The following is an 11743-nucleotide window of genomic DNA, read 5'->3' as shown; positions in this document are numbered from 1 at the left end:
ACTATTGACCATTGACCATTGACTCTTCTTATTTATTCTGCACGCGCACATCAATCACAGTGGCGTTGAAGTTGTAATTAAAGCCTTCTAACTCAAAAGGCATACCAATTTTGACTTTGCTGTTACCTAAAACTGGGCCACTTTCTGTTACTTGAGCCTTACCTTCCAAAGTTAACAGCATATCTGTACTGTAATTGTTCTTTCTAGGATCTTTGACTTCCTTAACTGAACCATCTGGTTGGGTAGCGGTGATTGTTCTCTCTAGCACTTCAATAGATTTAATGCCAATTTGACCGTAGGGCTGATTGCGGATAATGACGTTAGTTTTACCGCCTTTTTTAAATCCATTGTCAAATAAGCGTTCAGGGTCGCGCACATTCAAACCCCGTACTGCCAAATCTACTTCAATCGGGACTGTTTTTGAACCAACTTGAGCTACAGAACCAGAGGTTCCAGGAAAGATGAAAATGCCCACTATGACTAGAATAATTACGAGTGCAGCACCTAAATCAAGAATATTGATTTTCCCGAACAAGCGACCTTTGGAATCAAAAATAGCCATAAAAACTTTTCCTATAGACAAACAAAGTATTTGATTGTAGCAACAAAGTTGATCTGGGACACGGTAGATTTTCCGACTGAAAATAAGGCTGAAAATGGCTGGACGTTGCAGTCTTGCGACAGTGTATCACGAGTTGGAAAAATCGGCGTAAAGTTGCCAATCCTTTACACACTTGCTATCGCCTAATTCAGATAAATACTTCTGGGGAGAATATGGGCGATCGCATCCGTAGTCATCAGATGAAAATGCAACTTCACAAGCTGTAATTTCGTCTCATATTTTGTCTTAATTATTTTCCCTTGTCCTAAAACTATTATCAGAAGTGCTTATGATGACTTGGAAAGGTTTTTCGGCCAATTATCGTCGCTGGCAACGTAGTTGGTTATATCCGATAATTTCGGTGGTAGTTGCTCTGAGTTTGTGTCTGAGTACTCCCGCGCCCAGTCGGGCTATAGATTTATTACCACTGTTGTTCCAAGGAGCGCAGATACTTCAACTGTCTAATATATCTGATCGCCAGGAGGTAGAACTGGGCAAACAGATGAATGATGAGCTACGTAGTGAAATTCGTCTGTATCGAAATGAAGCGGTGAATCGTTATGTGCAAGACATTGGTCAAAAATTAGCCGCCAATAGCGATCGCCCCAATCTTCCCTTTACGTTCCAAGTAGTAGAAGACAACGCTGTAAATGCTTTTGCTACCACTGGGGGTTTTGTTTATGTCAACACAGGTTTACTAAAAACTGCCGAAAATGAAGCAGAACTAGCCAGTGTGATAGCTCATGAAATTGGTCACATAGGTGGTAAACACTTGGTTAAGCAAATGCGACAAAGAGCGCTTGCTAGTGGAGTGGCTACAGCCGCAGGCTTAGACCGTAATCAAGCAGTGGCTATTGGTGTAGACTTAGCGCTCAACCGTCCCCGCAGTCGCCAAGATGAGTTTGATGCTGATAAAAGAGGTTTAAGAACTTTAACAAGAGCAGGCTATGCCCAATCAGGTATGGTCTCCTTTATGCAAAAGCTGTTAAAAAGTGGTTCTGGCCCAACGTTCTTGAGTACACACCCGGCTACAAGCGATCGCATTACTAATCTCAAACGTGCAATTAACGCTCAACCTAGTAGTAGGCGTGATGGCTTAGATAACGCTGCTTATCGAGCTAATATCCGACCGTTAGTCTAATTTTATTTTATTGTGCAATCAACAACCAAAAACTATGCTCGCTGCGGATGGCGGCGAGCTTTGATTTGGGAAGGCTCAACCGTAATTACCCCATCTTCTAAAGGCAAGATACGCACACTATTTTGAAAAACATTCACTTGATAAATTAGCTGATTGGTAATATCTAATCCCGTTAACCAACCACTGCGGGGATGATAGGCTCCCGTATCTATATCTAACCAGCCTTTGCCTTCGGCTAGTTTACCGGGAGTTACGTTTGGTAAAGTAAAAGTGATAGTATGCCCAACAATAATGAGCTTATCAGGAAAATAAGGCTTTTCGATCCCGTGAAATTCGTCCCTAATCCAGCAAAACTGATCGGCAGTTTGTTCGGCTAAAGGCATGGTAGGGTTTAATCCGGCGTGAGTTAACCAAATGTCACCCAAATCTAGATAAGTGGGCAGCGCTTGAAACCAATCTAAATGGTCTTGGGGAATGGTAGATGTTTGGTAACTGCTGAGAGTTGCTTGTCCGCCGCTGTATAGCCAAGCCTGCATGGCTGGTGGGGGAACATTTTTTTGGGTGAGAATATTCAATAACATCTGCTCGTGGTTACCTAGCAGACAGGGATAATTATTCTGTTTGACAAAGTTAACTACATGGTAGCTGTGGGGGCCGCGATCAATTAAGTCGCCGAGAAAATAAACTTGATCATTTGATGTTGGTGCGATCGCCTCTAACAGAGTCATCAAGCCTTCATAATGGCCATGCACATCCCCAATAACTATTCGCCGTTGCCTAGTTTCGCTCATCTGCTTTTAACTGGAATAAAATCAGTTTAATATTTTTGCTACAGTATGAGCGGTGTTTATTCCGTAAATAAATATAAATATTACTTGAGTAAATTTAAATTTTATTTGAAGTCTTATTGTCTGTACCAAAGACGCTAAATCGGCAAACACGCACTAACACTAAACATTGGCTTTGCATTAGCTTAAAATTTAGGATGTTATCTTAATTTCGTTTGCCCAATGTCTGAACAATTTTCTCCCGAAATTAGCTCACGCATCTGCAACCACATGAATGAAGATCATGCTGAGGCGGTATTACTATATGCAAAAGCTTTTGCTAATGTCACAGAGGCGACAGCCGCCCAAATGCTATTAATTGATGCTCAAGGTATGGATTTAAGCGCACAACTAAATGGAGAAACGATACCAGTGCGTATCCAATTTGACCATGTTTTAGCTGATGCGGAAGATGCCCATCAAACTTTGATTGCGATGGTAAAACAGGCACGGCTGACAGGTGATAGGTGATACTAGTTCGTAATTCGTAATTAAGAAAGTCAGATATAGCATGGTTTTCAGGGTTTGAATATGTTGCTTCATTTTAGAGAATTGGTATTACAGGTGATAGGTGACAGGTAACAGGTGACAGAGTTAAAAGTCTTGTGCAGTTGTTTTAATTACCTTGGTTATGGCAATAAGTAAAAATAATTACCACCAAAAATTACTTATTCAATTAATTTCGCTTTGTAATAACCAAAAGCCGCTGTAAGTCATCCCAGAATCATCGGGTTGAATTAACAAAAAGTGTAATCCTCGACTTTGTTGTTTACGCTGTTCATAAATTTTGGCAGCGGTGGTGACTTCAGCATCTTCAAAAGTGGCTAATACCCATCTATCAACCAAACCAGCTTCTAAAATTAAACCATCGGGCGCACCAGCTATGTAATTTAAAGCTACAGGTTTAGCTGTGGCTAACCAACGTGCCAAACGCATAGATTGCCTACCGCCATAAATTACTACACCAGGAACAGGTATTGTTGAGGCCAAACCCAGATTTATGGGTGTAAGAAATTCTGGCATAGATAAAATGGGAATGGGGCGATCGCTAAATTCCGTTTCTAAGTCGCCAGCCGCTAAAGTTGCCAAGCGCCACTGTTCACCCCAAAGATTTTCTGGTAATGGTAAAGGTGCAGGTTTTTCTAAACTAACAGCAGAATGCCTTTCTTGTAACCACTGTTTGAGTGCTAAAGTCCGGCGGGTTGCTTCTACCACAATACCTAAGTTGCGTCCGGCTGTTTCAATTAAACTTAACGACTGCGGCCGAAAAACTTGAATCACATTTGGTAATTTTTCACCTGCTGCTTGTTGAATTTGTTCAATAACCCAGCTTGAATTTGCCTCTGACTGGGGACAGGCTGCTGTATACTCAAAGCTGCGATTTACATCACAAATCAACAACTCCCACAACACTTGTCCAGATTTATCTTGTTGTGAACTCCGATAAAAATCAGCTTGCCAAATTTTCATAACCAACTTTTGTGTTGAAATCCTAGTTTTATTTTGATTTGCGATTTCTGTTTAACCACTGCACAGCCTCAATAGCAGAGGTACTTTAGAAACAGGCACTTCCCCTGTACTGGGATTAATTGCTTTCAGGAACTGCATAGGTTGTATATTAATTTGCTTGACAACCCTGAATAATTGGTATTCTTCCCAAGAGTCAATTTCAACTGCATTCATTTTTTCCAATATGAGGTCGCCAGTCGAAATTATTAATCAGCTTGCGCTTAGTTTCTAAATCGATACTACTGTGGTGTGCGTACAGGCTATATCCATCTTTAAATGTTAAATCTCAGGAATCTAGCAATCATATCTGATTTTCCCACATCCTGATTCCTGGAGTCTAGCTCCTGAATTCTCACTACAATTCCCCCCTCAAATCTTAGGTAATCCCCAGCCATAGTATTTCCAACTCTGGTGTGGTACAAAATTACCCCTCCCCAACCCCCTACTGTTCAGTTAAGGTGATGAGAGTTGACTCTTCTGTTTATTTGCATCGTTCGACTTAGTTACCTTCAGGTTGATATCGCCGGAGTCTTCATTTGTGAATTCTCCCCTGAAGATGAAGCAGCTTTGCTCACGAATCACAAAAAACTAGGCTTTGCTTTGGGGCGATTGAGGAGAAAGCCAAAACCGATAATTTTCGCAAACGCTTATTGTCTAAGAGACAATTTTGTGCATTTAGGAACAGTTGGCAGCAAAGAAGGCCTAGACAAATGTACTGATTAAACATCAAATGTGAGTTTTATATAAGTACAAAAGGGAGAAAGAAAAAGAAAGCTGTAATAACAAATCTCCTTTTCTTTCTCTTCCTTAGTTTTGTCTTCAAACCTTTGCTTTTATCAGAATGTAAATTTACATTCTACTGAACTCTAACTAAGAATAGCTTAAATTTTAAGTTTCTCAGACTGTATCTATAATATGGCAGAGATTGTAAATCTACTTTAATGTGGATGCGATCGCCACAATAATCAATATAATTAATGATGAGTTTGCTTGAGCTAAAAATCGTTAATTAAAATTGCCATTTTTAATTTCTACAATCAGATTAATATTAAAAACCTGCATCAGTCCTGTTGCTAAAAAACTCATACATCATGCCGCAATATTTTGGAAAACTCCCTACCACAAACCAACCGTGGAAAACAGTCATGAACGGGGAATTGGTAAACAACAATGAACGCAGTATTAATTTTGCCTCTGGTGATTCACGCCTCAGTCTCAGCATACTTGCAGCGAATTTAATCCGCGTGCGTTTTGCACCCACAGGCGAATTTTTGTCTCGTCGTCCTTGGGCGATAACTGTAGATGATAGTGAATGGGAACAAGTATTTTATGAGGTAAAAGAAACTGATACAACTTTAGAAATTACAACAGAAAAAATTCACATCTGTATCCAAAAGCAAAATTTTCATCTTAGCTGCTTTGATTTAGCTGATCGTCCTTTTGCTCAAGATGCAGATATGGGGATTGGTTGGCGTTTAGGTGCAGTTGCTAACTGGAAAAAAATTGCCCCCGATGAACATTTTTATGGCTTTGGTGAACGCACAGGCTTTTTGGATAAACTCAGTCAAGTTAAAACAAACTGGACAGTTGATGCTTTAGATTACGATGCAATCACCGATGAAATGTACCAAGCGATTCCATTTTTTATGGCGTTGCGTCCTCATATCGGCTACGGCATTTTTTTGAATACCACCTTCTGGAGTCAATTTGATATTGGTGCAGCCCAACCAGGGGTGTGGAAAATGGAAACTCGCGGTGGGGAGTTGGACTATTACATTATTTACGGCCCAGAACCTGCGGAAATTCTCCGCACCTATACTCAGTTAACAGGGAGAATGCCTTTACCGCCCAAGTGGGCTTTAGGATATCACCAATGTCGTTGGAGTTATGAATCAGAAACTGTGGTGCGAGAATTAGCACAGGAATTTCGCCAACGTCGTATTCCTTGTGATGTAATTCACCTGGATATTGACTATATGCGCGGTTATCGCGTCTTTACTTGGAGTCTTGCCCGTTTTCCTCACCCAGCACAATTAATTGGAGATTTAGCAAAAGATGGTTTTAAAACAGTCACAATTGTTGATCCTGGTGTGAAGTATGAACCAGAAGCTAATTATCACGTTTTTGACCAAGGATTAGCCAACGATTATTTTGTGCGGAAAGCTGATGGGGCGCTGTTTCACGGTTATGTTTGGCCGGAAAAAGCCGTCTTTCCCGACTTTATGCGGGCGGATGTGTGTCATTGGTGGGGGAATCTGCACAAAAATCTGACAGATGTTGGTGTAGCAGGTATTTGGAATGATATGAATGAACCTGCAATTGATACTCGTCCCTTTGGTGATGGTGGCGAGAAGATTTGGTTTCCCTTGGATGCACCGCAGGGCGCAGAAGAGGATTTTGCTACTCATCAAGAGGTACATAATTTGTATGGGTTGATGATGGCGAAGGCTTGTTGGGAAGGATTACAACAACATCGTCAACAAGAGCGATCATTTGTATTAACTCGTTCTGGTTATGCTGGTGTGCAGCGTTGGTCTTCTGTGTGGATGGGGGACAACCATTCTTTGTGGGAACATTTGGAAATGTCCCTACCCATGCTTTGTAATATGGGACTTTCGGGCGTGGGGTTTGTGGGTTGTGACATTGGCGGATTTGCGGGAAATGCAACGGCGGAATTGTTTGCTCGTTGGATGCAGGTAGGAATGCTTTACCCCTTGATGCGTGGACACTCGGCCATGTCTACGATGCGTCATGAACCTTGGGTATTTGGCGATCGCACTGAAAATATCTGTAGAGAATATATTAATCTGCGTTATCAGCTTTTGCCTTATATTTATAGTTTATTTTGGGAAGCAGCCACCACAGGCGCACCAATTTTAAGACCATTACTCTACCATTTTCCCAACGATCCGCAAACTTACACCCTTTATGATCAAGTACTTTTAGGCTCATCACTCATGGCTGCGCCAATTTACCGTCCCGGTGTGGAACATCGAGCCGTCTATTTACCCGCAGGTACTTGGTATGACTGGTGGAGTGGTGAATGTTATCAAGGCGCAACTCATATTTTGGCTGATGCACCCCTCGAAAAAATGCCCCTTTATGTGCGAGGTGGTGCAGTAATTCCTATGCAGCCAGTGATGCAATATGTGGATGAATTACCACCTAATGAAATTCGCTTGCGGGTTTGGCCTGGTAATAGTGAATATAGTTTTTATGAAGATGATGGGCAAACATTCGCCTACATCAATCAAAATTTTTCCTTCAGAAGAATTAACATACTGACAGAGGCAAATCAAATAATAGTCAACATTAGTATGCGCGAAGGACAATGGACACCACCACGGCGACAAATAATTGTAGAACTTGTAGGCGTAGGCCAACAGCAATTTATTGATGATGGTCAAGAACGAAGCTTGTCATTTTAATTGTGTCGAGAGGGAATAAAAAAGCAGCAATCAAGATGGAGATAGTTTAGCAAAAATAAAATTATAGTCTTATTATAGGTAGATGAAAAAATAGCCAGTTAATAGTAACATCCCAGATGAACAATAAAAGATGTAAACCTATAAAAAACTCAAATTTCAGCACGCTAGTCTAGTTAGAGATGCGGTGACAAAAATATCAATGCCAAATAGCAACCGCTTGCAAATGCAAGATGTACGAAATTCAATATTGGTCAAGGTTGCAGCAGCGATCGCCATCCTTGCAGGTAGTTTTGTGCTGCTTGGATGGATGTTCCACATTGAATTTCTCAAAATGGGTAACAACCCTAGTTTGTTCACAATGAAGGTCAACACAGCGCTGTGTTTTATCTTATTAGGTATGTCGCTGTGGCTGTCACAAATCAACAAAAACAAGCAGACTGATGTAGATTTTAGACAGAAACTCAAGCGAAGACGGCCAGTTATTTATTTGTGGTTGGCTAGAGCATTGAGTTTAATACCAATCATAATTGCCTTACTCACAATTATTCAATATTTATTTGGCGCAAATTTTGGCATTGATGAGCTACTGTTTCGGGACACACAAACTCCCTTGTTGACATCTTATCCAGGCAGGATGGGATTAAACACAGCAGCTAACTTTTTTTTCCTAGGCTGTGCTTTAGAACTTTTGACTGATTCAACCAGTGAACGCCGCTATTGGTATAGTCAAATTCTGACTCTGATGGCTGGGGTGATTTCCCTAGAAGCGCTTATCGGTTACACCTACAACATCAAAATTCTCTACAGTCTCTTTGCGAATGGAACACCGATGGCATTACACACAGTATTACTGTTTAGTGTGCTGTGTATGGGAATTCTTTGGTCAAATGTAGACCAAGGATTTATGCGCGTAATTACCGGTGAAAGTTATGGCGGTTTACTGGCGCGTCGTTTATTGATAGCTGCGATCGCTGTACCTTTATTATTAGGCTGGTTGATAGTTCAAGGCCAGCGAGCCGGATATTATGAGCCGGATTTTGCCATAGCAGTATTTGCACTGATTTTAATTATTATTTTTGCCCTGTTGATTTGGCAATGTGCTGCGGTGGTAGAGCGCCTGTGGTTCAACAACGAACGCACGCAAACAGCCTTGAGAACCTATGAAGAAAAACTTAAAAGTTTTGTAGATGCTAACGTCATTGGAATCTTGCTTGGTGATGTTTACGGCAATATTCACCAAGCAAATGACGAGTTTCTGAGGATGGTTGGTTATACCCGCGAAGATTTACTCGCAGGTCACTTAAAGCGGGATACCATCACACTGCCAGAGTATCAGCATTTAGATGAACAAGCGATCGCCCAAGCTAAAACAAATACTAATGGCGCTTGTACACCATACAAAAAAGAATATCTTCGCAAAGATGGTATGTGTATACCAGTGTTAGTTGGTTACGTATTAGTGGGAGAACAACAGCAAGAATCTGTAGCTTTTATTCTGGACTTAACCGAACGCCAACAAGCACAAGAAAAAATCCTGCAACTCAATCGAGATTTACAACGGCGAGTTGTCGAGTTGCAAACCTTATTAGATGTGATTCCTATAGGAATTGGCATTGCGGAAGATCGTGAATGTAGAAATATTCGTGTTAACCCTTGTTTCGCCAAGCAATTGGGCATCTCAAGCGAGATTAATGCTTCTCTCACCGCCCCTGTTGCAGAACGACCCACAACTTTTAAAATATACCGTGAAGGTAGAGAACTCTTGCCAGAAGAACTACCTATGCAGTATTCCGCCGCGCATGGTGTAGAAGTTCTAGATTTTGAATTAGATATTGTTCATAACAACGGCCAAGTCACCAAGTTGTTAGAATATGTCGCCCCTTTATTTGATGAAGAAGGTAACAGCAGGGGTTGTATTGGCGCATTCTTAGATATTACGAGCCGCAAGCAAGCTGAGGAATTACAGCAGCAGCAACAAAAATGGCTGGAAGATGTGTTAAATCTCATGCCCAGACCATTGCTATTTATTGAGCCAGGAACTGCACGGGTAAAATTTGCGAATCGCACCGCCAACGAATTAGCAGGCGGCGAATTTCCCCAAGATGTGCCAGCCGAAGATTATCACACAGCCTACTATTGCACAGATGCCACAGGCAACCGCATTCCTAATGAGCAAATGCCAGGGGTACGAGTTGCCCGTGGTGAGCGGTTGCATAATGTAGAAATGGACTGGCACACTAACCAAGGTGTATATTCCTTATTAATATTTGCAGATACACTGCCAGCAATGCACGGCTATCCAGCTACCTGTGTGTTGGTATTTCAAGATATCACTAAACTCAAGCAAGCAGAAAAGGCATTATCTCTAGGTAATAAAAGGCTGCAATTATTATTTAGTACAGCCAGCGCTCTTTTATCTAGCCAGCAACCAGTGGCTTTGATAGACAGAGTTTTCCGCCATCTTCAAGAACAAATTAATTTAGATGTTTACTTCAACTATTTGATTGAAGATAACTCTCAAGTAATGCGTCTCGCTTCTTATGGCGGCGTGACACCAGAACTAGCAAAAGAAATTGAGTTATTAGAATTTGGTAAAGCAGTCTGCGGTACAGCAGCCCAATGTCACCAATTAATATATGTAGAAGATGTCCAGCAATCAAGCGACCCCAAAACAGAATTAATTCGCTCACTAGGTGTGAAGGCTTACTACTGTTACCCATTAATTGCTCAAGGTAAGTTGTTCGGTACCCTTTCTTTTGGTAGTTGCCGACGGGATTTCTTCACCGAAAATCAAAGAGGGATGATGCAGGCAATTTGCGACCAAATTGCGATCGCAATGGAAAGAGCGAGTTTAATTAGTTCTTTGCAACAGCAAACCGAGCAGTTGCAACAAGCCAACCGGATGAAAGATGAGTTTTTAGCCATACTCTCTCACGAATTGCGATCGCCCCTCAATGCAATTCTCGGCTGGGCGCAGCTGCTACGTAGTCGCAACCTGAACGAAACTCAAATTGCCAAAGCCTTAGAAACCATTGAGCGCAATGCTAGAATACAAACTCAAATGATTGAAGACTTACTCGATATCTCTCGGATGATTAGGGGTAAGTTAAATCTCAAAGTTTCTCCGTGCAATCTGATCACTATTATTGAATCAACCATTGAAACTGTGACTTTAGCCGCCCAAGCTAAAGAAATTGAGTTGCAATTTTCTAGGGTTAATCAAGGAGATTTACCGCATAACGCCAGCCAATTTGTCATTTCTGGTGATAGCGATCGCTTGCAGCAGATTATGTGGAATCTGCTCTCTAATGCCATTAAGTTTACACCCCAAGGCGGGAGAGTGGAAATTCACATCTCCAGAAGTGTTGGTCATGTGACCGAATCTCTCAGCTACGCACAAATTCAAATCATTGATACAGGTGTAGGTATCCAGCGCGAGTTTCTACCTTACGTTTTTGATCGCTTTCGTCAAGCCGATAGTTCCAGTACCAGGGCGCACGGTGGTTTAGGACTAGGTTTAGCAATCGTCCATCATCTAGTAGAACTGCACGGTGGGACTGTCAATGTAGATAGCCCAGGAGAAGGACAAGGTACGACTTTTATAGTCCAATTACCCTTACTGTTGCCCAACAAAGAAACTATTTCTGCACCAGTTGGCCTACTAGAAGCAGACAGTCTTGCACCTGTACCTCCCTTATTAGCTGGTGTACGCGTCCTGGTAGTAGATGATGAAACCGACACCAGGGAATATATATCCACAGTACTGCAACAATGTCAAGCCCAAGTTCAAGCAGTGAGTTCAGTTAAAGAAGCATTACAAGTAATTTCTCAGTGGAAACCCGATGTATTAGTTAGTGATATCGGTATGCCCGGTGAAGATGGTTATTCATTAATTCGCCAATTGCGATCGCAATCTCCAGAACAAGGTGGTAAAATTCCCGCAGCCGCCTTAACCGCCTACGCTAGAGCCGAAGACCGAATGCGTGCTATTAAAGAAGGTTTTCAACTACATTTACCTAAACCAATAGAACCTGCTGAGTTAGCTACAGTAGTCGCCAGCCTTGTAGGTAGAACCTAAATTGGGGTTTCTCTTCATTTCACCCAACGTAGGAATTACCAGCTTGAGAAATTTTCTCTAGAGAAAGTATATATTTATCTGTTTTAACTGTGTTTATTTCCAGTTAATTATCTTTTCATACAGTACTTATGCGGAAATCACTATTCAGAAATTGTACTA

Annotated in this window: 8 protein-coding genes; 5 read left to right on the top strand and 3 right to left on the bottom strand. The window is 41.5% G+C overall.

Features of this window, described 5'->3' with window-relative positions:
* Positions 1-28: 28 nt before the first annotated feature.
* A complete protein-coding gene (locus tag NOS7107_RS26695) occupies positions 29-562 on the bottom strand; it encodes a DUF4330 domain-containing protein (RefSeq protein ID WP_015116030.1) in 534 nt (177 codons plus the stop codon).
* Positions 563-675: 113 nt separating this feature from the next.
* Here NOS7107_RS26695 and NOS7107_RS28900 point away from each other — a divergent pair, with 113 nt between their 5' ends.
* Together NOS7107_RS28900 and NOS7107_RS26690 are read left to right on the top strand one after the other, a co-directional pair.
* Positions 676-828 (top strand): hypothetical protein, encoded by a 153-nt coding sequence (locus NOS7107_RS28900; protein WP_157374162.1) that lies wholly within the window; start codon positions 676-678, stop codon positions 826-828.
* 62 nt (positions 829-890) lie between these two features.
* The gene (locus tag NOS7107_RS26690) at positions 891-1742 is read left to right on the top strand and encodes a M48 family metallopeptidase (RefSeq protein WP_015116029.1); all 852 of its coding nucleotides are present in this window, start codon (positions 891-893) and stop codon (positions 1740-1742) included.
* Positions 1743-1774: 32 nt separating this feature from the next.
* Here NOS7107_RS26690 and NOS7107_RS26685 read toward each other — a convergent pair whose 3' ends face one another.
* The gene (locus tag NOS7107_RS26685) at positions 1775-2533 is read right to left on the bottom strand and encodes a metallophosphoesterase family protein (protein WP_015116028.1); all 759 of its coding nucleotides are present in this window, start codon (positions 2531-2533) and stop codon (positions 1775-1777) included.
* Positions 2534-2752: 219 nt separating this feature from the next.
* Here NOS7107_RS26685 and NOS7107_RS26680 point away from each other — a divergent pair, with 219 nt between their 5' ends.
* Positions 2753-3040, top strand: coding sequence for a DUF2470 domain-containing protein (locus tag NOS7107_RS26680; protein ID WP_015116027.1), 288 nt, complete (start codon positions 2753-2755; stop codon positions 3038-3040).
* 201 nt (positions 3041-3241) lie between these two features.
* Here the strand turns inward: NOS7107_RS26680 and NOS7107_RS26675 are convergent, their stop codons facing one another.
* Complete coding sequence (locus NOS7107_RS26675) at positions 3242-4039, bottom strand: Tab2/Atab2 family RNA-binding protein (protein ID WP_015116026.1); 798 nt, start codon at positions 4037-4039, stop codon at positions 3242-3244.
* A gap of 1130 nt (positions 4040-5169) precedes the next feature.
* Here NOS7107_RS26675 and NOS7107_RS26670 point away from each other — a divergent pair.
* The gene (locus tag NOS7107_RS26670) at positions 5170-7506 is read left to right on the top strand and encodes a glycoside hydrolase family 31 protein (RefSeq protein ID WP_015116025.1); all 2337 of its coding nucleotides are present in this window, start codon (positions 5170-5172) and stop codon (positions 7504-7506) included.
* A gap of 199 nt (positions 7507-7705) precedes the next feature.
* Positions 7706-11584 carry an ATP-binding protein gene (locus NOS7107_RS26665; protein ID WP_015116024.1) on the top strand — a complete coding sequence of 1293 codons (3879 nt, stop codon included), beginning with the start codon at positions 7706-7708 and terminating at the stop codon, positions 11582-11584.
* Positions 11585-11743: the final 159 nt, after the last annotated feature.

The organism is Nostoc sp. PCC 7107 (genome assembly GCF_000316625.1).
In the GTDB taxonomy this organism is placed as follows: Bacteria; Cyanobacteriota; Cyanobacteriia; order Cyanobacteriales; family Nostocaceae; genus Nostoc_B.
Note: the sequence above shows the minus strand (reverse complement) of the source record. Positions and strands in the feature narration are given on the sequence as shown.

Excerpts from the sequence above, each read along its gene's own strand:
- NOS7107_RS26675 (WP_015116026.1), bottom strand. The coding sequence starts at position 4,039 with ATGAAAATTTGGCAAGCTGATTTTTATCGGAGTTCACAACAAGATAAA.
- NOS7107_RS26695 (WP_015116030.1), bottom strand. The coding sequence starts at position 562 with ATGGCTATTTTTGATTCCAAAGGTCGCTTGTTCGGGAAAATCAATATT.
- NOS7107_RS26670 (WP_015116025.1), top strand. The coding sequence starts at position 5,170 with ATGCCGCAATATTTTGGAAAACTCCCTACCACAAACCAACCGTGGAAA.
- NOS7107_RS26680 (WP_015116027.1), top strand. The coding sequence starts at position 2,753 with ATGTCTGAACAATTTTCTCCCGAAATTAGCTCACGCATCTGCAACCAC.
- NOS7107_RS26685 (WP_015116028.1), bottom strand. The coding sequence starts at position 2,533 with ATGAGCGAAACTAGGCAACGGCGAATAGTTATTGGGGATGTGCATGGC.
- NOS7107_RS26690 (WP_015116029.1), top strand. The coding sequence starts at position 891 with ATGATGACTTGGAAAGGTTTTTCGGCCAATTATCGTCGCTGGCAACGT.
- NOS7107_RS26665 (WP_015116024.1), top strand. The coding sequence starts at position 7,706 with ATGCCAAATAGCAACCGCTTGCAAATGCAAGATGTACGAAATTCAATA.